At 59.1% G+C, this 21,453-nt stretch carries 20 protein-coding genes and 1 pseudogene; 10 read left to right on the forward strand and 11 right to left on the reverse strand.

The window, feature by feature from the left end; all coding sequences use genetic code 11:
• The first annotated feature begins 17 nt into the window (after positions 1–17).
• The 4 genes from HNR38_RS02570 to HNR38_RS02585 all read left to right on the forward strand — a co-directional run bounded on the left by HNR38_RS02570 (position 18) and on the right by HNR38_RS02585 (position 3,321).
• Positions 18–431: a hypothetical protein gene (locus tag HNR38_RS02570; RefSeq protein WP_183699449.1), complete on the forward strand. Its 414-nt coding sequence runs from the start codon at positions 18–20 to the stop codon at positions 429–431.
• Positions 428–1,612 carry an FTR1 family iron permease gene (locus HNR38_RS02575; RefSeq protein ID WP_183699451.1) on the forward strand — a complete coding sequence of 395 codons (1,185 nt, stop codon included), beginning with the start codon at positions 428–430 and terminating at the stop codon, positions 1,610–1,612. The genes HNR38_RS02570 and HNR38_RS02575 overlap by 4 nt, the downstream gene beginning before the upstream one ends.
• 82 nt (positions 1,613–1,694) lie before the next feature.
• A complete protein-coding gene (locus tag HNR38_RS02580; protein WP_379919086.1) occupies positions 1,695–2,195 on the forward strand; it encodes an iron transporter in 501 nt (166 codons plus the stop codon).
• Between the two features lie 139 nt (positions 2,196–2,334).
• Complete coding sequence (locus HNR38_RS02585) at positions 2,335–3,321, forward strand: YeiH family protein (protein ID WP_183699455.1); 987 nt, start codon at positions 2,335–2,337, stop codon at positions 3,319–3,321.
• A gap of 48 nt (positions 3,322–3,369) precedes the next feature.
• Here the strand turns inward: HNR38_RS02585 and HNR38_RS02590 are convergent, their stop codons facing one another.
• A complete protein-coding gene (locus HNR38_RS02590) occupies positions 3,370–3,810 on the reverse strand; it encodes a helix-turn-helix domain-containing protein (RefSeq protein ID WP_183699457.1) in 441 nt (146 codons plus the stop codon).
• A 68-nt stretch (positions 3,811–3,878) separates the two neighbouring features.
• Between HNR38_RS02590 and HNR38_RS02595 the strand changes: the two genes are divergently transcribed.
• The 3 genes from HNR38_RS02595 (at position 3,879) to HNR38_RS02605 (ending at position 6,594) form a co-directional block, all read left to right on the forward strand.
• Positions 3,879–5,312 carry an MFS transporter gene (locus tag HNR38_RS02595; RefSeq protein ID WP_183699459.1) on the forward strand — a complete coding sequence of 478 codons (1,434 nt, stop codon included), beginning with the start codon at positions 3,879–3,881 and terminating at the stop codon, positions 5,310–5,312.
• On the forward strand, positions 5,305–6,111 hold the full coding sequence (locus tag HNR38_RS02600; protein WP_183699461.1) for an SAM-dependent methyltransferase: 807 nt from the start codon (positions 5,305–5,307) through the stop codon (positions 6,109–6,111). The genes HNR38_RS02595 and HNR38_RS02600 overlap by 8 nt, the downstream gene beginning before the upstream one ends.
• Positions 6,112–6,231: 120 nt before the next feature.
• The gene (locus HNR38_RS02605) at positions 6,232–6,594 is read left to right on the forward strand and encodes a DUF488 family protein, N3 subclade (protein ID WP_183699463.1); all 363 of its coding nucleotides are present in this window, start codon (positions 6,232–6,234) and stop codon (positions 6,592–6,594) included.
• A gap of 43 nt (positions 6,595–6,637) precedes the next feature.
• Here HNR38_RS02605 and HNR38_RS02610 read toward each other — a convergent pair whose 3' ends face one another.
• Both HNR38_RS02610 and HNR38_RS02615 read right to left on the reverse strand, forming a co-directional pair.
• Complete coding sequence (locus HNR38_RS02610; protein ID WP_183699464.1) at positions 6,638–7,819, reverse strand: trans-sulfuration enzyme family protein; 1,182 nt, start codon at positions 7,817–7,819, stop codon at positions 6,638–6,640.
• A gap of 133 nt (positions 7,820–7,952) precedes the next feature.
• A complete protein-coding gene (locus HNR38_RS02615) occupies positions 7,953–8,687 on the reverse strand; it encodes a Crp/Fnr family transcriptional regulator (protein WP_183699466.1) in 735 nt (244 codons plus the stop codon).
• Positions 8,688–8,799: 112 nt separating this feature from the next.
• Between HNR38_RS02615 and HNR38_RS17310 the strand changes: the two genes are divergently transcribed.
• Positions 8,800–9,237, forward strand: a complete 438-nt coding sequence (locus HNR38_RS17310; RefSeq protein ID WP_183699468.1) for a CopD family copper resistance protein — start codon at positions 8,800–8,802, stop codon at positions 9,235–9,237.
• A gap of 63 nt (positions 9,238–9,300) precedes the next feature.
• On the opposite strand, the pseudogene HNR38_RS17315 reads toward HNR38_RS17310, so the two are convergent.
• The 8 genes and pseudogenes from HNR38_RS17315 to HNR38_RS02660 form a co-directional block, all read right to left on the reverse strand.
• Positions 9,301–9,651 (reverse strand): annotated as a pseudogene (locus HNR38_RS17315) (YbaN family protein); the annotation flags it as partial.
• On the reverse strand, positions 9,626–10,219 hold the full coding sequence (locus HNR38_RS02630; RefSeq protein ID WP_183699470.1) for a biliverdin-producing heme oxygenase: 594 nt from the start codon (positions 10,217–10,219) through the stop codon (positions 9,626–9,628). The gene HNR38_RS02630 and the pseudogene HNR38_RS17315, both read right to left, overlap by 26 nt.
• A gap of 125 nt (positions 10,220–10,344) precedes the next feature.
• Positions 10,345–11,352: a FecR family protein gene (locus HNR38_RS02635; RefSeq protein ID WP_183699472.1), complete on the reverse strand. Its 1,008-nt coding sequence runs from the start codon at positions 11,350–11,352 to the stop codon at positions 10,345–10,347.
• Positions 11,353–11,408: 56 nt separating this feature from the next.
• Complete coding sequence (locus tag HNR38_RS02640; RefSeq protein WP_183699474.1) at positions 11,409–11,903, reverse strand: sigma-70 family RNA polymerase sigma factor; 495 nt, start codon at positions 11,901–11,903, stop codon at positions 11,409–11,411.
• Positions 11,904–12,018: 115 nt separating this feature from the next.
• Positions 12,019–13,359 (reverse strand): tetratricopeptide repeat protein, encoded by a 1,341-nt coding sequence (locus HNR38_RS02645; protein ID WP_183699476.1) that lies wholly within the window; start codon positions 13,357–13,359, stop codon positions 12,019–12,021.
• 9 nt (positions 13,360–13,368) lie between these two features.
• Positions 13,369–14,874, reverse strand: coding sequence for a surface lipoprotein assembly modifier (locus tag HNR38_RS02650; RefSeq protein ID WP_183699478.1), 1,506 nt, complete (start codon positions 14,872–14,874; stop codon positions 13,369–13,371).
• A gap of 90 nt (positions 14,875–14,964) precedes the next feature.
• Positions 14,965–15,798, reverse strand: a complete 834-nt coding sequence (locus HNR38_RS02655; RefSeq protein ID WP_183699480.1) for a Slam-dependent surface lipoprotein — start codon at positions 15,796–15,798, stop codon at positions 14,965–14,967.
• Between the two features lie 102 nt (positions 15,799–15,900).
• Positions 15,901–18,948 (reverse strand): TonB-dependent receptor domain-containing protein, encoded by a 3,048-nt coding sequence (locus HNR38_RS02660; RefSeq protein WP_221275621.1) that lies wholly within the window; start codon positions 18,946–18,948, stop codon positions 15,901–15,903.
• Between the two features lie 749 nt (positions 18,949–19,697).
• Between HNR38_RS02660 and rnk the strand changes: the two genes are divergently transcribed.
• Together rnk and gdhA are read left to right on the forward strand one after the other, a co-directional pair.
• Positions 19,698–20,084: a nucleoside diphosphate kinase regulator gene (gene rnk, locus HNR38_RS02665; RefSeq protein ID WP_183699484.1), complete on the forward strand. Its 387-nt coding sequence runs from the start codon at positions 19,698–19,700 to the stop codon at positions 20,082–20,084.
• A gap of 13 nt (positions 20,085–20,097) precedes the next feature.
• Positions 20,098–21,444: an NADP-specific glutamate dehydrogenase gene (gene gdhA / locus HNR38_RS02670; RefSeq protein ID WP_183699486.1), complete on the forward strand. Its 1,347-nt coding sequence runs from the start codon at positions 20,098–20,100 to the stop codon at positions 21,442–21,444.
• The last annotated feature ends 9 nt before the right edge of the window (positions 21,445–21,453 follow it).

A 21,453-nucleotide genomic window follows, 5' to 3' on the forward strand; every position in this document is an offset into this window, starting at 1 on the left:
CCGGAACGGAGAGTCTGATGATGGTAGTCCGTGTGTTGTGTCTGTTACTGGCGATGTCGGCAGCCTCGGTGGCCCAGGCGGCGGACGAGGACTGGATGCCAGTGGCCGATCAGGTCATCGAACAGTTGGAGGCCGCACTGGCCAGTTACCAAGCCGGAGATGCCAAAACAGCGCGGCGGGAGGTCATCCAGGCCTATTTCGGTCCGTTTGAAGGGGAAAAGATGGAGGCGGCCATTCGCAGCCATCTGGGTATTGAACCGGCGTTTCTGCTTGAGCGCCAGTTCGGTGACATCCGCAAGGACATCAAGAGCGGAGCGCCGGAGAACGAGGTGGCAACTGCGGTCGATGAGCTGAAGCAGGCCCTTGTCGATCATGCGAAACAGCTCAACGAAGCGGGCGTTCCACGCTCGGTGTACGAGGTGAACCAATGATTGTCCGGTGTCTGTTGTTACTGCTGATGGCGCTGACGGCCGGCAACGCCAATGCCGCCGCTCAGAAAGTGGATGCCGATGCCGTCATCGCTGAGCTGGTGGCCAGCGGTAATGAAGCCCTGCAGGCCTACGAACCCGCCAACGGCATGGACACCATGGACCGGTTTTCGGCCCTGTACTTCGATGTGTTCGAGGGCAGGGGGTTGGAAACTGCCGTCGGCATGAAGGACCCATCCCTGAAAACCCGGGTGGAATCCCGGTTCGGTGAGGTGATTGGCCTGTCCGCCAAGGGCGCACCGGAAGCCGAGGTGGCTGCAGCCTGGTCCAAACTCAAGGGTGCGTTGACCAGCGATGTGGCCAATCTGTTTGCCAATGAAGACCTGAGTTTCACCGGGCTGGTCCTGCAGTCTTTCCTGATCCTGTTGCGTGAAGGTTTTGAAGCCATGCTGGTGGTGATGGTCCTGGCGGCGTACGTGCGTCGTTCCGCCGGCGGCCGTGGCATGTCGTCGCTCTATGCCGGGGTTGGTCTGGCCCTGTTGGCCAGCGTACTGACGGCTTACGGCATGAAGATTCTGTTCGATGTTTCCGGAACCGCCCGAGAGGCGCTGGAAGGCATCACCATGCTCTTTGCCGCTGCGGTATTGCTGTACGTCAGCCACTGGTTGCTGGCCAAGCGGCAGTCCGACAAATGGCAGGCCTATATCCGCCGCAAGGTGGATAACGCCCTGTCCAAAGGCCAGCTCTGGGCGCTGGGACTGGCGGTATTCCTGGCCGTATACCGGGAAGGGGCGGAAACCATCCTGTTCTATTACGCGCTGGCGGGGCAGGCGGAAAATGCCGCCTTGCCCATGTTGCTGGGTGCTGCGGGAGCTGCCGGTGCGCTGGTGATTGCCTTCCTGGTGATGCGCACGGCCTCCTTGCGACTGCCCTTACCCCTGTTCTTCAGTGCGACAGCAGCACTGCTGTTCTATCTCGCCTTCAGCTTTGCCGGCACCGGCATTCTTGAACTCCAGGAAGCCGGGTGGGTGGACATCACCCCATTGCCGGGTGTTCCCCGGATAACCTGGCTGGGCGTCTATCCCACCCTTGAAACTCTGCTGGCTCAGGCTGTGGTGCTATTGCCGCTCATCCTGTCCGGCGGCTGGTTGTGGTGGCGTCGCCGGGCGACGGCACAGGCCTGAGACAAGTGATACAAGTTTACCCCCCGAAAGAAGGAGCAATGCGATGAAAGCAGTTACCCGAAAACTGGCTTCGGCCGCCCTGATGGCGGGCAGCCTGACTGCGGCAGGTTCTGCCCTGGCCGGTGAGGTGATGATCGGCGAGCCGGTGGAAAAACACGGTATGGAAATTGGTGCGGTGTACCTGCAACCGGTAATGATGACGCCGGAACTGCCCGGTATGGGTAACAAGGACATCCACCTGGAAGCCGATGTGGTGGCCCTGCCCGGCAACAACAATGGCTTTGGCGCCGGTGCCTGGGTGCCCTACCTGGGTGTTACCTATACCCTGACCAAGGAAGGCTCGGACTGGTCCACAACCGGCGCCTTCATGCCTATGGTTGCCTCTGACGGGCCCCATTACGGTGCCAATATCAAGCTGGATGGTCCCGGCAAGTACCAGGTGACCTACCATATCGATCCGCCTCCGTATCAGGGATTCTACCGTCACAAGGACAAGGAAACCGGGGTTGGCAAATGGTGGTCTCCGTTTGATGTGTCCTGGCAGTTCGCCTACGTCGGCACCGGCAAGAAAGGCGGTTACTGAGAAAAAGGGCGGCCGCCCGGAGGGGGGTGGCCGCCTTGTTATATCGATATTGCAAATAAGGCATAAATAAAAAATTCATTTCCTCGATAAGAAGTCCTCCGCAAGAATAAGCATATAGCTTTTGGTTTTCGGGGGGTTCATGATCAAAGGGCTTGGCCTTTGCCTCATTATCACGTTAGCTGGCTATCTGCTGACAGCGGTTCCCGCTATCGGGCAGACGGGGCTCAGCCCGCTGGTGTTTGCGCTTCTGCTGGGGCTGTTACTGGGCAATACCGGCTTTGCCGGGCGTCTGGGTGACACGGGGGCCGGACTTGCCTTTTCCGCCCGGTGGCTGTTGCGTGCCGGCATCGTCCTGTTTGGGTTTTCCATCACCGTGCAACAGTTGGTGGCTTTGGGGCCCCGTGTGGTGGTGCTGGATGTGCTGGTGATTACCAGCGTGGTGACGGCGGGCTATTGGCTGGGCACCCGCTGGCTGGGGCTGGACCGTGACACGGCCATCCTGACCAGCGCCGGCAGCGCCATCTGTGGCGCGGCGGCCGTGCTGGCGACGGAGAGTGCCATCCGGGCAAAACCGGCGGCCACCTCCATGGCGGTGGCGACGGTAGTCCTGTTTGGAACGCTGGCTATGTTTGTTTACCCGGCGCTGTACCCTCTGACGGGGTGGGACGAAGGGCTTTACGGAGTCTACATTGGCTCTACCGTGCATGAGGTGGCGCAAGTCGTCGCAGCCGGTGGGGCCGTTGGGCCGGATGCCCTGGCCAATGCCGTTATTGTAAAGCTGGTCAGGGTGATGCTGCTGGTGCCTTTCCTGCTGATCATCGGGCAGCTCTGGGCCAACCGCACAGCGGACAGTTCAGAACGCCAGCCGGTGACCATACCCTGGTTCGCTTTCGGGTTCATGGCGGTCGTGGCGATCAATAGCCTGCTGGACTTGCCAGCGTTCGCTCGCAGCGGTCTGGTCACAACCGGTCAGTTTGCCATGACCATGGCCATGGCGGCCCTTGGCTACCAGACCCGGCTGTCGGCGTTGCGCAGCCTTGGCGTGCGACCGTTTGTGCTGGCGCTTTGCCTGTTCGTGGCGCTGGTGCTCGGTGGGGCGGTAGTGACTCCGATGCTGTTTGGGTGAGTCCGCAGAAAAGCAGGTATATCCAGACTATCTAATCGCTATGTGATACTACGCCTCACTCCCTATGACCGAGTGCTGCAACACCTCCCTGGCCGCCTCTGTGGGGCAGGCTGCGCGAAGCAGCTTCTGAAACCTGGGGCACTCCAGATGGGACGGTGCCGGGCATTCTGCAACGTGCCGAAGCATGTTGCTCAAGGCCTTCAGTCGTCGCGCCTGGCGATCAAGCTCATCAGCGCGCTCGCTCAATGTAGATCGAGGCAGGCTTGGCTTTCGATCCTTGTCGAACATGCTACCGATCTCTTCCAGCGAGAAGCCGGCACTCTTGCCCAATGAGATCAAGGCGAGCTGCACGAGCGTGTCCTCGCGGTACTGCCGGCGCAAACCGTTTCTGGCGACGGACCGGATAAGGCCGATTTCCTCGTAATAGCGCAGAGTCGACGTAGCGACTCCACTGGCCTTCGAGAGTATACCGATATCGATGAGATTCATGCTTGACTTCAAGTTGACTTGAAGTTGCATAGTAGTTTGCAACCAAGCTTCGATCAAGGGTCAAGTCCATGAAAGAACCTGTTCCCCCGCACGGTAACAAGCTCGCTGTGGCCGCCCTGGCCGGCTCCATCCTGCTGGCCTCACTCGGCATCAGTGTTACCACCGTGGCGCTTCCAACGCTGGCTTTTGCTTTTTCGGCATCGGTACAGCAGGTGCAATGGGTCGTGCTCGCCTATCTGGTCTCACTGACGGTGGCTATCGTCTCCGCGGGGCGTATGGGCGATCTGTACGGAAATCGTCGTGTGCTGCTTTCTGGCCTGTTGCTCTTTACCTTGGCCACAATTGCCTGTGCTGTGGCACCAAGCTTGGGCTGGCTCATTGCTGGCCGGGTGGCACAGGGCTTGGCTGCGGCGGTTCTGATGGCATTGCCGATGTCGCTCGTCAGAGTCCTGGTCGCCAAGGAACGCATGGGTACGGTGATGGGATTACTGGGCACTATGTCGGCAATCGGTACTGCGCTGGGGCCTTCTCTGGGTGGAGGTCTGATTGAGCTGATGGGCTGGCGTTCGATCTTTGCCCTGTTGCTGCTGTGTGCACTGGGCATGATGCTGATCGCGGTGAAGGGCATTCCCAGAGAAAAAAGAGCGGCTACCACGACGGTTCGCATGGATTCGGCGGGCAATCTCTGGTTGTGCCTGGCGCTGCTGTTCTTCGCGATGTCTGCCACGGGGGGCAAAGTTGGCATGGCCCTCCCGATCTGGGCGCTACTGACTTCGGCCGCCATTGCGCTGGCTGTGTTTGTCGGCGTCGAGAGGCGAGCCGCCGACCCGCTGGTACCCTTGGCCTTGCTCGGTCGCCGAACGCTTGCCAGTTCTCTGATCATGAACCTCATTGTCAGCGCCATCATGATGTCAACGCTGGTGGTCGGGCCCTTCTATCTGGCATATGGCCTGGGCCTGAGTGAACTGATGACCGGCATTGTGATGGCGGTCGGCCCTGCTGCTGCCGCGCTGGCCGGTGTCCCCGCGGGGCAACTCACGGACCGGTTTGGCACCGATCGAACCCTGCTTGCGGGTCTGGTGCTTGCGACGGGCGGGTTGATCGGCTTGGCGTTTCTGCCTATTAGAGTTGGGACTCCCGGCTACATAATGGCGCTGATACTGACAACACCGGGCTTTCAACTGTTCTTCGCCGCCAACAACACCGCCATGATGGCCGAAGCGCCAGATGCGCAACGGGGCATGGTCTCCGGGCTGCTTGGCCTGTCGCGTAACCTGGGGTTCATGACCGGTGCATCACTGATGCCGCTGCTTTTCGCCTCGTTGCTGGGTGAGCAGGGCGTGACCTTGAGTTCTACCTTCGCCATTGGCGAAGCCTTCTCCTTCACCTTTCTCTTGGCCGCAGGCTCGTTCGGACTTGCCATTGTGGCCTTTTTCGTTGGGAAGAAGCGCCTGACACCCATTTCGATTTCATTAACTTATCAAGGAGTGAATCATGACTGATACAAGCTCACATTCTATTGTCCATCGAGCCGCCGGCGAACCTCTGCCTGCTCACCTCAGCGGTCGATTCCATTTGGTCAGCACCGGCATCGGTGATGCCGGTAACATTACCGTGAACGCTCAGGAGGTTCTGCGACGCGCCGATGTTGTATTCGGAACGTCTCGTTTGCTGGAGGCCTTTGCGGATCTTTTCAGGGGCAAGGAGCTCCATGATGCCGGGCATGGTCTCTTTATGGATCTGATCCGCAAGGACACGCCAGTCGAGCAAGCTGATGCGATGGAGGCTGAAGTCAGGCACATCGTCCGGAGCGCAGCGGCGCAAGGTAAGCGAATCGCGGTTATTGACTATGGTGACACCATGATTTTCGGGCCGCAGGCGGGCTTTCTCCGGGAGTTCAATGACCTCAATCCGGTGGTCATGCCCGGGGTGTCGAGCTTCAATGCCGCCAACGCGGCTTTGGCGCGCGATCTCATGACCGGAAGCACGAGCCGATCAGTTATCCTCTCATCTGCTTTTGATGCCCGGGATGACTATGCCGGCACCGACACCCTGCAAAGCCTGGCGCAAACCGGCTCCACGCTGGTCTTTTTTACGATGCGGTCACGGTTCGAGCAGTTAACTGAGCACCTGAAGCGCGTTCTGCCTGGCTCCACCCCGCTCGCGGTCGTCTGCCACGCCGGCCAGAGTGAACAGCAGTCTGTCGTGCGAGCAACCCTTGACACCGCGGTTGCTGCGCTACAAGGGCGGGAGCTGCCATTTGAACACCTTGTTTATGTGGGGGATTTCCTCTCTGATTGAGTACTTTCGCACAATAGAAGCGCTTTTGCGCGGATCCATCAAGCATTGAATTCCATGCTTTGAAACGTCTGAGATCCGTGAGTAGAGTGAAAGCCCTAATCACCATTCGGGGAAAACGACGTGGATATTCGCATTAAACGAGCCTATGAATCCGCTGCCCGGTCCGATGGGCCACGCGTATTGGTTGATCGCATCTGGCCCCGGGGCGTGTCTAAGGCCGATGCTGATATTGCCCATTGGTTCAAAGGCTTGGCACCGTCCACCGAACTGCGCAAATGGTTTGGGCATGACCCCGACAAATGGCCGGAATTTCAGGCACGCTACCTTAAGGAACTCCAGCAGCAGGCTGCCGCCGATGAGGTGCATGCCCTGAAAGCCCTACTTGAGGAGCACAACCGTATTACGCTGGTCTTTGCCGCCAGGGATACCGAACACAACAACGCCGTCGCTTTGCGAGGCTACTTGTTGAATGATCAACTCTAGTCGTGATACGGGCCACGACGGGCCCGTGGCTGCTATGGCAGGTTTACATGGAATCCATGGCTTGTGTCAGGTCGTGTATCAAATCGTCCGGATTCTCCAGCCCCACCGACAGTCTCAACATACCGTCACTGATCCCCCGTCGCTCCCGGTCGTCCCGGCTCAATGCGTAGTGACTGGTGGCACAGGGCTGACTGACCAGGCTCTCCACACCACCCAGGCTGGTGGCCAGCAGGAACACCTGAAGGCGGTCAGCCACTGCTGCGGTCTGCTCACGGTCAGCGTCCAGTTCAAGGGTCAGCATGCCGCCGAATCCCGTCATTTGTTGGCTGGCCAGATGATGCCCCGGGAATGCCTCCAGGCCGGGATAGAGCACCCGTTTGACTCTGGGGTGGTGTTCCATGGCCCGGGCCACGGCCAGAGCGTTGTCGTTATGTTGACGAATACGAACCGGCAGTGTGCGCAGGCTACGTGAGAGCAGAGCCGCGGTTTCCGGCGAGAGTAGCTGACCGAGGTTCTTGCGCCACGCGTTGACAGTTGCCACCAGGGCATGTGAGGCCATCAGAGCGCCGGCGGTCAGGTCACTGTGACCTCCCAGGTATTTTGTGGCGCTGTGAACGACCAGATCTGCGCCCAGCGCCAGCGGCCTCTGGTTGATCGGGGAGGCAAAGGTGTTATCCACCGCCAGTAACGCAGCTTTGCCATGAGCCCGCCGGGCGAGATCCGGAATATCCAGGATGGCCAAAGTGGGGTTGGCCGGCGTTTCACAAAAGACCAGCATGCCAGGTTGAGTCAGGGCCTCTTCGAGTTGACCCAGTTCCTGCTGAAGCAGGAAGCTGACCGGGATACCCAGGAGCCGGCAGTGATTGATCAGCAGCTCCTGCGTGCCACCATACACATCACCGACGCAGACAATGCCCTTGCGGCCATGTGCCAACAGGGTTGCGGAAATGGCGGCCATGCCAGAGGCAAAGGCCAGGGCATCCTCCGCGTTTTCCAGCGCCGCCAGCCCCTGCTCCAGTTCCCGAATGGTCGGGTTGGTTCCCCAGCGTGTGTACAGGTAGCCTTCTTCACGGCCTTCGATGACATCCAGCAATGCGCGGGTGTCACGGAATCGATAGGTTGTGGTGTTGTACACTGGTGAGTACGGGCTGCCAAACGCATCCCTGTGACGGCGATTATGGATAATGCCGGTGGCAGTGTTATCCCGGTTTCCGGTTTGAGTCATAAATGGGGTCCGTCAGATAAACTTGAAAGGCCTGTGCAGTTGGCCGACCATCAAACGATACACCAATGCCCAAGTCGTTGACCATGAACATGGTTTTCGTTTGTATGACCGCAATTCGGTCATTGATGACTCTTTAGCCGATACCACAGCACCGCAGCAGATCGGGCGATGTCAGCCCTGAATGCTGGTTGGAAAAGGTGTTGGTCGGGAGGTTGACCATGGCACAGAGCCGCTCCGGGTCCAGAATGACACATTCCCTGGCCTTGACGCTCAGGCAGCCGGCTTCCTTGAACTTCGACAGCGTGCGGGACAGGGTTTCCGGCTCGATGTTGAGTTGCCGGGCAAGAATTCCCTGGGTAAAGGGCAGCTTTAACCAGCGTGTATGCTGATCCTGATACAGTTCGGCCAGGAACATCACCAGGCGCTGGCCGGATTTGTTGACGGTGAGCTGGTCTATGCGGCTGACCGCGGAATAGAGGTTTCCGGCCATGTTGTGGGCAATGGCCATGGCAAATGCTGGACTGGTTTCAAAGAGTGTCCGCAGGTGCTGGCTATCCAGTTGCATCAGCTCACTGTCCTGCATGGTGACCGCTGACAGCGGGGCCCTCCGTTCTTCCTGAAAGGCCACCGTTTCCGCGAAGACCATTCCGCCGTGCAACTCCTGATAGACCTTCTCATGCCCCTCGTAGCCCAGCCGGTACAGGCGCACACAGCCGGATAACACCAGGAAATAGCACGACAGCCTGTCGCCCTGAAGGAACAGGTGTTCGCCCTTGGTGACCGAAACTTTAACGGCGTCACGGCAGAGCGATTCGCGCTGGGCCACTGACAGATTCCGGAACAGTTCTATTTCGGCCAGTTCCTTCATGGCTGAACCTCGGCATTGTGTTGACAATAGTCATTATCGAATAGAATTGAAGTGCGGATAATACTGGTTATCAAACTACATCATTTACCGGATCAGGAATCAAGGGTTATCCATGGAATACACTGTGCTGTTACTTGTTCATCTGGGCTGTGCCATCCTGTTCATTGGCGTGGTGGCGTTCGAAGTGCTGTTCCTGGAGCCTATTCGCACTCATCTGCCGGATAACATGATGGAACTGGTGGAGGCTGGTATTCACACCCGGGCACGGCGGTTCATGCCTTTTGTTGTTGGGTTGTTGTTCGCTTCGGGTATCGGCTTGCTATGGCGTATCTACTGGGGTGGCTGGTACCCACCGTTTTCTAGCACGTTTTCAACGCTGCTGACCGTCAAAATCCTTCTCGCCATCAGTGTTCTGGTGCACTTCATTACGGCGATCCGTGCCGCCGTATGCAACACCATGACATCCCGCCGGTTTCGGTTGACCCATTACAGCGTGTTTGCACACATGATCCTGATTGTCATCCTTGCCAAGGCTATGACGACCCTCTGAGGGCTCCGGCCGCCGCCATAGCCAGATCAACACGCAGGCCATGGAGGTTACAGAAAACACCACGCTGGGGAGGTGCTCCACGGACAGTATCAGAACCGCGGCAGCCAGCGACATGGTGCCGGTGGCCGCCCATTTGGCGCGCCTTGGCAGCCGGCCCTGGCGCCAATGTTCCAGTAGCGGGCCAAATACCCGATTCCTTTGCAGCCAGTTATGCAGCCTGGGGGAGCTTTTTGAAGCCGCCCAGGCTGACAGGAGCACGAACTCGGTGGTCGGCAGCCCCGGCACGACAACACCGATGCCGGCAACCGCCAGGCTGATCAGGGCCAGGATCAGCAGAAAAAAACGGGCCACCCGTGATCTCATGGACAAGGCCGTGGGTACCTCGATGTTAAAGCTGGCAGAATCGTTCGACATAACCCATCACCGTGGAGAACGCCGCCTGAGCCCCTGCATCGGCCCGCTTCTGTTCCTCGTCGGACAGCTCAATGGCATCCACCTGAGCCATGAACTCCCGCCAGCTGGGCGCCCGGCCATCGGCGTGTGCGGCAAGATGTCGGGCGCCGAAGGTGTCGTCGAGCCCCAGCTTGGCCGCTTTCTTGAACAGTATCGCGCCACCCAGGTTGGAGCCTTCCTCCACATAGAGCCAGCCCAGGGCCGTGGGGAAATCAAAAGCGTCAGAGAAAACCGGGGCTGTGCTGAATGTTGGCAGGCCGGAGCCCAGGTCGGACAGGTCCCTGGCCACCCGCTCAAGGCGCCGTCTCTGCGACAGGCCGGGAAGCAACTGATTCAACTGTTCGTTATGGAAAAGCGCCGCGACGTCGCGGTGAAAGGCGTACTGAACGCGCAGGAAGGCGGTATAGTGCTCCCGGCTGGCGAAGGGGTCAAACGCCATGATGCGGTTGTCGAGCTTGTCGTGGGTATCGTGGGTCAGGGCGCGGAAACGGGCGCAGTGCCCCCGTTCCGCCGTCATGGTCGCTGTCATGGAATATCCTTGAATTGAGACTGGGTCATGATTTGAATGCTGTGCATTCGCATTTAACTAGGACGCAGTACCCACCCGATTCAGGTATACCTTTTTGTTATTAGGATTGTCTTTATTAGTCTTTCTCAGTAAATAACCGTCATCCCCGGCAGGCTGACCAGTTCCGCATCCAGGGCGCGACCGAGGTTTTCCGTGGCACTGTCCATGTTCTCCAGGGCAAATACGGCGCTGACGGGGCGCTGTGCAAGCTGTTCGCTGGCGATAACTATCCGGCCAGCACCATAACGGCCTAACTGTCGGGTGACCTCGGCCAGCGGCGCCCGCCGGAAGACCAGCATGCCCCGGCTCCAGGCTGTAATGTTGTCGATATTGAGGTCAACCGGCGTGACGCCGGTTTCAGGGTTGAAGTGGACGGTCTGCGCCTGTTTTACCTCCCGGTAACCCATGCCGCTATCGGGTGTCCTGTCGAGCTTGACCGATACGCTGTGTTCCAGAACGGCGACCAGGCCTGCGCCCTTGTCCTCCTGGCGCACCAGGTAGCGGGTTCCCAGAGCGCGGATGTCAGCGCCTGAGGTCTCCACAATGAACGGTCTGGGGTCCTGGCTGGTCACCGGGCTGGGGCTGAAAATGCCTTCGCCCTGTAGCAGTTCCACCCGCCGTCCATCCGCGGAGTAATTGACGTTGATGGCGCTCTCGCTGGCCAGTTGCACCCGGCTGCCATCTTCAAGGGTAAAGTCGAGGGTTTCACCAGTCCGGGCATAATGGTCCGCCTGGATTTGCATCAGCCAGTGCGTCTGGCTCAACCACAGGGAGAATACCCCGAGCACCAGAACAAGGGCTGTCGCCTGGGGCCATTGCCAGTGCATGGGGTTAGGCCGGAGCCAGGCCAGCGTCGGGCGAAAGCGCCGGGTTGCCGGGCGCTCCGGCATGGCCAGATCCGGGTCATTGCAGAGGCTGGCACTGGCCTGCCAGGCCTGTAATGCCTTTTGGGCTGCTTGTTCGTGTCGGGGGTCGCGTTCCCGCCAGCGGGTAAAAGCCCGTTGCTGGCGCGACGATAGCCGCCCCTGTTGCTGCTTCATGACCCAGAGCGCGGCGCGCTGATCAATCCTGCTGGGTTCCGGGTTATTCAACATCGGGTGTCTGCCAAAACAGTGGTCGTCATCAGGTGCTTTGTTAAGCATATATCGGTTTAGCGGTTGTTGCCTGTCTCGTTATGTTGGCTGATTCGGTTGAGTGCCGAGGCCAGGTGCTTCTGCACCGAACTTGTGGAAATTCTCAGGTAACGGGCGGTCTCCTTGTGGGTTTTACCGGTCACCCGGCAGAGAATGAAGACATCCTGCGTCAGCTTGGGCATGGTTGCCAAACTCGCCTTGATGCGTTCCAGGGTGATAACAGTCCCCGCCTGCATTTCAGGGCCTCCGGACTCGTCATGACAGGTGTCCAGGCGGTCGGTATCGGCGTCGGTTTTTCGGACCGTCTGGCGGCGGTGGTGGTCGATCAGAAGGTTGTTGGCGATCCGGAAAAGGTAGGAGGGCAGATTCCTGACCGAGTCCAGGTCCGGCTTGTCTGCGGCGCGCAGATAGGTTTCCTGGACCAGGTCCTCCGAGAGCTCCGGATCGCCGGTCTTGCCAAGCAGATGGTTGTACAGTGGCGTTGAATAGATATGGAACAGCTTTTCCAGCACGGACACATCCTGGTTCGGATAAGGTGTTATGGCAGGACGTAAAAATGATAATCAATTGCATTTTAGCGCCGGGAATTGTTTGCCGCAACTGTCGCCTGGGGAGGGTCATGGGGAATCACCGTTCTCGCTGTTCACGGATCTCGGCCCTGAGCGCCTGTGCCTTGCGCTCATAGGGCCGTGCCTTGCCGGGCTTGCCCCAACGGGTGTACAGCGCTCTGAGGTTTTCCAGGGCCACCAGGCGAGCCTGTGGGTTAGTCCCGGGTGCCTGCTCCAGCCATCGCAGTGCATCCAGGAAGGGTTGTTCGGCGCTCTCAAGGCGCCCCAGGTTGTAGTAGAGCGCGCCCAGGTAACCGGCGCTTGCCGACGCTTCCTGCGGATACTGGCCGGGCCGTTGGTGCAGGGCGTAGGCCTGCTTCAGCAACGGAAGGGCCGCGTCGGTTCGTTTCTGGGTCAGCCTCAGGCTGCCGAAGTTACCCAGTACCAGGGCCTGCTCCGCCGAGCCGGTTTTCCCCATCTGTTCGAGCATCTCCAGGGCCTCCTGGTAGAGTTGGGCAGCCTGGCCGTATTGCTTCTGTCCCTGGTGTGTCATGGCCAGTTCGTTCAGATGCATGACCCTGGCCATGCTGGCGGGCTCCCCGGCCCGCAGTTCCAGTAGTTGTTTGTGGGCCTGGATGGATACGTCGCTTTGCCCCAGAGCGTCATGGCAACGGGCCATCAGCTCCAGTATCTCGATCTGCTGCTGGCTGTCCCCGGTGCTGGTGTTGCTGGATCTGGCCGCGTTCAGGCTGTCCAGCGCTTTTTGGTACTGTCCCTGCTGGTATTGGACACGTCCCAATAGCAGGGTAAGGGCTACGGCGTTGTTCGCATCGGGCTGGAGCGTCTTGCCCGATGCGCTGGTTAAGCCTCTGGTTGCCTGGCTGAGCAACGCTACCGCTTCACCCGGTGACTGATCGGCCAGTATCTGCGCCCGGGTGAGAACTGCTTTCCAGAGATTGCCGTTGCCGGTGTCATTGAGCTGCAGGTAGTCATCGATCACCTGTCCCAGGGCGGCGTCCGCCTCTTTGGCCTGGCCTGCCCGGTGCAGCAATAGTCCCCGGTTAAGGCGCAGGGAGGCCAGAGTGCCATGGGGATCGGGATAGGTTTGACCGGCCAGCGCCAGGGCCTGGTCCATGGCTTCAATCGCTGCCTGGCTGTCACCCTGGGCGGATTCGATAAACGCCAGCAGGTTCAGGCTGCTGGCCTGGTAGGCGGCGCCGTTGTCCGCTTTCTGGGCCCGGGCAATGGCTTTGTTCACGGCCTTTCGGGCCTGTTCGTATTCAGCGGCCTGGTAAGCCGCCGTGGCCTGTGACTGCAGTGTTTGCCATTCGTCCGTGGCCGCGCTTACAGCAGATGCCACAAACAGCAGGGTGATTAACAGGGTGAGATAGCCGTTGGGAAAAAGCCGGTTGTGGGGCATGGTCTAATCCTAGAAACGTTTCTCGAATTTCAGGCTGACACTGTTGCGCTCATAGGAGTACAGCCAGTCCACGTTGCTGTTCACGCGCCGGTGTTTGAGCGTCAGGCTGGGTTCCAATCCATACAGGGCCAGTGCCGGCGAGCGCAGAATCAGGCTGTAGTTCTGGATGGTGTCCTGGCGGGTCTCTTCCAGTAGCGGGCTGTAGGCATCGTGCTCGCGCTTGCGCACGGAAGAGAACAGGACGGCATTCAGGTAGCGGTTGAACGTCTTGGCCAGGCCCAGGCGCGCTCCGGCCTGGTGGTAGGCGTTCTGGTCCACTTCGGCGGCCTTCTCGCTCCAGTCCAGCCCGCCAAACAGGGTCCAGTCCCCGGGGAAGGCATACCAGGCCGTTGCGTAAGCCGACCAGACCTCGCCGTCGTACTGGTCCGCCAGTCGGTCCTGACGGTAGTTCTGATCCTGGTAGTCGGCCTGCAGCTTGACCATGACCCGGGCGCTCAGGTAGCGCTGCCACTCGCCGTGCAGCCCCCATGCGTCGTAGACCGAGTCGTTGCCGTATCGGGAGAGCTGGAACGAGGGGGCCAGGGACAACTGGTTGCGCCTGTCATGGTAGCTGTAGCCAAACCGGGTGCTGAGCTCACTTTCGTTGTAGGTTGCGTGGTCTTTGTAGCTCTGGCCATAGATCAGGGAGCGGGTAAACAGGCCATGGTGGCCGGATACGGCAAAGCGCCTGTTCAGGGTGAATTCATAGTCCAGACCCCGGCCGCTGATGGCCTGGGGCGTTTCCCGTTTAAACCAGCAGATGGACTGGAAATAGGCAATGCAGGTATAGCTTTCAGAGGTGTTGTTCAGGTTGTCAGACCAGATCGGGCCGAGGCTCAGGGAACCCTGCCAGGACTGGCGCCTGTCCACGGCCTGCAGAAAACTGTCGACGGTGGTAAGGACACCCTGCTGGCGGGCATCGGCCGGGTCCAGGGTTCGGGCAATCTGCTGGAACGCGGTAGCTGACTCCGCATCCTGGCGACTTTCAAACAGGACCCGTGCCAGTTCCAGTTGGCCCAGGACGAAATCCGGCCGGATCTCCAGCAGTTTGCGGAATTGGGCCTCCGCCTCTTCCATGTTGCCCCGCTGCCGGGCCAGCGTACCCCGGGCATAGGCGACCAGCATCGGATCCGCGTCGTCGAATGTCAGGTACTCTTCCAGGAAATGCACGACGGCGGGCCATTGCTTCTGCTGGATGGAGACGTACAGGGCGCGCCCGACATCACTGACATGGTGGCGGATGGTGTAGGTTTTGCCGTTAACAGTCAGCTCCGGGCGTTCACCCTGGAGGTAGTCCTCCTCCTGCAGGATCTGCCTTTCCTGTTGGGAGGCATTCAGGTCGATACTCTGATTGAGGCGCAGGGACGTGTCCTGATCGTCGGCCTGGCAATAGGGGGCGATCAGCAGAGTCAGGCAGAGGGCCAGCAGGGCCCGGCGACTGAAACACACAAGCGGTAACGGGAATTGTGGATACATAGAGTGACGTTGGCTGGCCGGGTGTAAAGGCAATAAATAGCCAGATGCCTTACGGCACCTGGCTATTCTCGTCGTTAATGGCAACGGCGATTACTGGGCCTGTCCTCCGAAGGCCGTGTTGTAATCGGAGCCTGCGCCGAAGTCGACGATACCGGCGAGGGCATCCTGGTCATTGAAGAAATGACCATCAACGGCGCCGCTGGTGGCCAATGTGCCGCCGGAATCAGACGCTGTTGCACCAGAGCCGGATATGGCGGCCGAATCGGAGATGGTCGCGGTGCCAATGTCGATTGTGAAACCGTTGGCATCCGTGATGTCACCGGTCAGCGTGCCAGCGCTGCCGTAGAAGCTGGCGTCAAACTGCCCGGAAAGCACGCCTGTGCTGCTGTAGGCATTGTTGATGCCGGTTACGTTATAGGTGACTTGCACTGGTGCGGTAGCCGATCCTGGGATGGACTCATCCGCATCGTCCCCGTAGTAATAAACCTGGCGGCCGTTGTAGGTGCCACCTTTGGCCGGGGTGTCGCCGTTTTCCGACCACTCGCCAAACCAGACATCGCCGGAACCGGCACGGGCAAAGCTGAACACACCGAGCTCATCGTGGGTTTCCGGGGCCTCGGTAATCGGGGCCTCCAGTTGGAAGATGGGGCCGGTAAGGCCGTCTGTGAGGCCTTCGAAGTCCACCTTCCCTGCTGTTTCGAACACCGGGAAGCTGGAGACGCCGATACCGGCGTTGCCCGCGGTGTGCGGGCCGAAAGGCACAACAGATTCGCCCACTTCGATATGCTCATAGCCGGAAACCGCATCACTCTGGCTTCCAGCCCAGGGTGCCGCCTGAACCTGGGCGGCCATGGCGAGGGCGCTGGTGCACAGGGCAATGTTGCGGGCGAGCTTGGCGTGCTTGAACAGTGTTCTGGTTTTCATAACAAGACTCCTTTCTGCATGGTTTGGGTGGTGTGCGATGGGCCGCACACCGGGTATTGGAGCGGTGCTCCAATTCGTTACTCCAGGTAGCTCCGGGGCCACCTAGAAATTGATCGTGGTGCTGAGTTTGAAGACCCGACCCGGCGCCGCCATCATCGAGCGGGTGGCCGGGTCCACGTAGTACTGATCGGTGAGGTTGGTGCCGGTCAGTTCCATGGCGATGTGCTCGTTGAACCGATAGCTGGCGTAGGCGTCCACCGTGAGCAGGTCACCCCAGGTGAAAGGGGTGTTGACGCCGAAATTGCCGTAGTTGCGGGCGTATTCCTCCAGGTCTTTGTTGCTGTGTTCCTTGTAGTAGACAAGCCGGGTGCCCAGTTCCAGGTCCCGGTTCAGGAAGCGTCCGCCCAGCGACAGGTTGGCGGAGAGCTCCGGAATGGCCTGGGTGATCAGGTAGCCGCCCATAAAGCCGTCCTGTACGCATCGATCGCTGTAAGGTGACTTTTGAGAGCCGCTTATCCGCGGGCGGCTGAAGAACTCGGCACTGCTTTCATCGCAGACCTCGTTTTCAAAGGTGTAGGAAACCCCGGTACTGGCGAAGAAACCACCGGTGTCTATGCGCGCCTGCAGCTCCGCGCCGCGGATGGTCTGCTGTTCAATGTTGTCGAACTGCCAGTGCGCATCCCGCTCAATGACATTCTCGGTGCGGTGCTGGTAGTAGGTGAGCTTCAGATCGGCGTAGTCGGCATCGACCCACTGGGTGAGGTCCTGGATGAAGGCCAGCTCGTAGTTGCGGGCGTGCTCCGGCTCCAGGTCGTAGCCGGCGTTCTGGTTGGCCGAGAAACCCACGGTGCTCTCGAACATGCTGGGGTAGCGTTTGGCTTCGCTGTACCGGAAATACACCCGGCTGTAGTCGGTGATGTTGAAGGTGGCAGAGAAGAACGGGGTCCAGGCGTGGCCGCGTTTCTTTTCAGCGGTGGTATCCACGGTGTATTCGAGTTCTTCCTTTTTCTCCCGCACGGCGTCGGGGGCTGTTCCTGTACCTTCATACCAGACGGTGCAGTCCTCGACATCGGCCAGCTCGCCGTTGGTGCAGGGGTTGTCTGCCCGGTCGTATTCGCCCTGGTCGTCGGCATACCAGGCGGCGTCTGCCTTGACCACGGGGGTCTGTTGTCCCGGGTTCGGGTATTGCTGTGATGCTACGCTGGAGGCAAGTATGTCAGCCAGTGACGGGGATAAACCAGCCGCCACGAATTCGTCATAACTGGGCTGATAGACGCTATCCCACTGTTCCTGGGTGTAAACAACGTATTCGGTCCAGGACACCACCCGCCCCCTGTCGAGGGTTTCCGAGGTGGCCATGTTGCCGGCTTCCTGCTGTTCCTCGAGGTAATCATCAAATGACCAGTAGGAGGAGTAGCGTGCGCCTGCACTGAAGCTCAGCCGGCTGGAGGGGCGCCAGTCGAACCGGAAGTTGCCTTCCCACTCGTTCCGCCGGCCAGCCCGGGGCAGGCTCCAACTGCCATTCCATGAATCCGGGTCGTAGTCCAGGCCCATGCTGTCGGAGCGCAGTTTTTCATATTGCCAGCTTCCGCCCAGGGTCAGGTCCAGCGAATCCAGCAGGGCCATCTTGTTGCTCAGGGTGACCCCGGTGCGCTCATTGTCCTGGCCACGCAGCGCGGTATTGATAATGAGCGGATCGTCCGGGCCGAAGGCAAAGTTCGGGGTGCCGCCGGCGGTGTAAGTGTCACTGCGGGTGTCGGTAAACCAGAAGTTGGAGGAAAAGTCGATCCACTGGTTGTGTTCCGGGTTCCAGGTGTACTTGAGGCTGTGGGCCTGGGCATCAACGCTGCTCAGTGGCCACTGGATCCGGCCGGAGCCGCTGCCGTAACCGGAGCCGCGGATGCGCGAGGGCATCACCTCGCCATACAGGCTCTCGGTGTCGCGCAGGGTGTAACTCAGTTCCTGCCGCTCATCGATCTTCCAGGTCAGCTTGCCCAGCCAGGATTCCATCTCACTGGAGGTGTTGAGGACCTCATCACCCGGCGGGAAACCAATCGCCAGGCCCCGTATCGGGTTCAGTTCGGCCAGGGTGTCGCCGTCGGAATCATGGGGGGTGGAGTAGAAGCCGGCGTTGTGGCTGCCGGAAAAATGGTTGCCCTTGTCACGGTAGGCGTAGGCAATCATGGCATCAAAATGATCCTGGCGGGTGCCGACCGCCAGCCGGTAGGCGTAGTCGTCGCTGGACAGCAGGTCGTTGTCACTGCTGCTCTTGGGCTCCAATTTCAGGGTGGGGTCGCCCAGGGACCCCAGCATGCCCGGGATGAATCCGTCGATATCGCGGTAGTCCTCGCCGGTGTGCAGGCTCGGTACCCGTGGGTCCACGGAGCCGTTGCTGCCTTCGAGCTTAAGCTCGGCGCCGAAGGTTTCGCCGGGCTCGACAATGTCGTCCACCCCGATGGTTGTTGTGACGACCGCACCGCCGACCCCGGTGTAGACGTCCCTTTCCAGCCCTGGCCCCTTCATCACCTGAACGCCTCCGATCAGGTTGGGGTCGATGTAGTTGCGGTTTGTTGCCCCGTTGTAGCCGCGCCAGACGGTGATGGCCTGCTCGGTTCCGTCAATGGTGAGGGGCACCCGGCCCGGACCCTGGATACCCCGGATGTTGGGGTCCAGGGCATTGCTGTTGCGGGCATCGCCACTGAAGACACCGGCAATGCCGTTGAGCAGGTCGGCCGGGTTGGCACCTTTGTAGCGTTCAATCTCTGTCTTGCCGATATAACTGGTGGCCAGGTTGTCGTCGTAAACGGCGTTGTAGCCTTTCTCGTCTCTGGGTACGTCGTCCGGGTTCCCCAGCACCTCGATGATGGGCAACTGAGGCGCGCCGCCGCCGGTGTTCCGGGTGGCATAGATTTCATGCAGGTGAACTTCCATCCGGTTGTTCTGTCCGGGTTGCAGCTCATAGCCAATACCGGTGCCGCCCAGCAGTTCTGACAGCGCCTGGTCCAGAGTCAGCCGGCCGGTCAGGGGCTGACTGCGGGTGTCTGCAAACACCGCATCGCCCATGACGATCTCTACGCCGGTCTGCCGGGCGAGGGAGAGCAGGGCGTCATCCAGGGCCTGGGCGGGTATGTTGAAGTTGTAAGCGGTCACGTTTGGTTGTTGTGTTGTCGGGGCACCTTGCTGGGCGCTGGCGGATAAGGGCCAGGCGGCCATCAGGCCCAGGCTCATACACAGGAGAGCGGCTGGGCGCCGGTGCGTTTGGTTGGAAAGGGGAACCACAGAACATCCTCTTTAAATAGTAATGGTGATCATTTGTATTTAAGAGGACGCGCGGAGGCCGGGACTCAATAGATCAATGACGAATAACTTTATTTGTTTTTAGAATTTTTTGCGCAGCAGCAGGCTGACTTCTGTCTGCTCGAAGCCAAACGCCGCCAGGCAGGAGTAGTACCCATCGGCCTGGTTGTCTTCAAACCACAGACGTGTCAGTTCCGAATTTAGGCATCACCGTAGTGGTCGGATAGAGAAGGTTGATTTGAAAGATCTATGACATCTTTTGATTTTGGATTTAAATTGCTGACACCGAGGATGTGTATTCGGATTGAGTATGATGGATCTCAGTAAGTTCAGCATCTTAGGTGATGCTTCAAGGGCATTCTCTTTTCATGTCGATTCGGGTAACGTATTTCGTAATCTCTTAGGGAAGTAGTATTTGCAACATGTGTCGACTCTCTAACTTAAAATATTCCGCTGAGCGTACTCTGACCGCACAGAGTCACACGCTCCACGCTGCTTTCCATTCCTCCCGCTGAATTCGTCGTATTAATCGCCGAATTCGGCGAGACCCTCTGAAACTCTTCTCAAACTGAACTTTGCCATCAAGGCCTAAAGGAGTCGGTATGTCCGATCGTCCAAATATTTTTGTTCTAGAGCATGATTTTGATCGTTTGTCCGCCATGTTGGAAAAACAACCACATGGCAACGAGACAGCCGAAGCGCTTTCGTTGGAGCTGGATCGAGCGACGCTGGTTGAAGTCGAGAAGTTGCCTTCTGGCACAGTGACTATGAATTCTCTGGTCCATTTCAAGAACGAGGGCAACGATGCGGAGCACACGCTAAGGCTCGTTTACCCTACCCAGAGAGAGGTAGGGGAGGAGTGTGTCTCCGTCTTGGCTCCGGCGGGTGCGGCCCTGCTGGGTCTTCGAGTAGGCGATCGCATTGATTGGCCTTTGGTCGGCAAGAAGACTCTAAGTCTGAGAATTATTCATGTGACTAACGCAAACTGAACAAGGAAGCCCTATGCATCAGAAAGACACCCTTGACAAGCTTTACGAGCAGGTAGTTCAGAGAAACCCTGCGGAGCCAGAATTTCATCAGGCTGTTCTGGAGGTTCTCGAGTCTTTGTCGCCCGTGATCGCAAAACATCCGGAATACAAGGAAGCGAAACTTCTGGAGAGAATTTGTGAACCTGAGCGGCAGATCATTTTTCGGGTTCCCTGGGTGGATGACAACGGGGCGGTGCAAATTAATCGTGGTTTTCGAGTGGAATTCAACTCGGCCCTTGGCCCCTACAAGGGTGGTTTGCGGTTCCATCCCTCCGTGAATCTGGGTGTGGTCAAGTTTCTGGGGTTCGAGCAGATCTTCAAGAATTCCCTGAGTGGTATGCCGATCGGCGGGGGCAAGGGCGGTTCGGATTTCGATCCGAAGGGCCGGTCTGACAACGAGATTATGCGGTTTTGCCAGTCGTTCATGACAGAGCTGTATCGACATATCGGTGAGTACACGGACGTGCCTGCAGGGGATATTGGCGTCGGCGCCAGAGAGCTTGGATTCATGTTCGGGCAATACAAGCGCCTGACCAATCGCTACGAATCCGGAGTGCTGACCGGCAAGGGACTTGGCTGGGGCGGTGCCCGAGTTCGCATGGAAGCGACGGGATACGGGACCGTCTATTTTGTTCGGGAAATGTTGTCTGCCCAGGGCGCAGGCCTGGAGGGCAAAGAGGTGCTGGTCTCCGGCTCCGGAAATGTCGCGATTTACGCAATGGAAAAGGTCCAGCAGCTCGGCGGCAAGGTCGTCGCCTGCTCCGATTCGGGGGGCTATGTATACGACCCTGCCGGAATCGATGTCAGTCTGGTTCGCCAGATCAAGGAAGTCGAGAGGGGACGAATCAGCGACTACGCAGCTCGTCGCCAGAATAGCAGTGATTTTGTAGCCGGAGCGTCCATTTGGGAGCTGCCGTGTCAGGTTGCGCTGCCATGTGCGACGCAAAACGAACTGACGGGCTCAGACGCCAAGATATTGATTCGTAATGGCATTATGGCCGTCGCCGAGGGAGCCAACATGCCGTGCACTCCGGAAGCCGTTAAGTTGTTCCGTGAGGCGGGCACTTTATTTGGTCCTGCGAAAGCGGCCAATGCCGGTGGCGTTGCCACCAGTGCTCTGGAGATGCAGCAGAACGCTTCCCGGGATTCCTGGAGCTTCGATTACAGCGAACAGCGCCTGAAGGACATCATGATTGAAATCCACCGCTCCTGTTTCGAAACCGCCGAAGAGTACGGGCGGCCCGGAGACTATGTGTTCGGCGCCAATACCACAGGGTTCTGTCGGGTCGCCGATGCGATGTTGGCGTTCGGTGTCATTTAGAGCTTGCTC

It is taken from the genome of Marinobacter oulmenensis, assembly GCF_014201735.1.
Taxonomy (GTDB): Bacteria; Pseudomonadota; Gammaproteobacteria; order Pseudomonadales; family Oleiphilaceae; genus Marinobacter; species Marinobacter oulmenensis.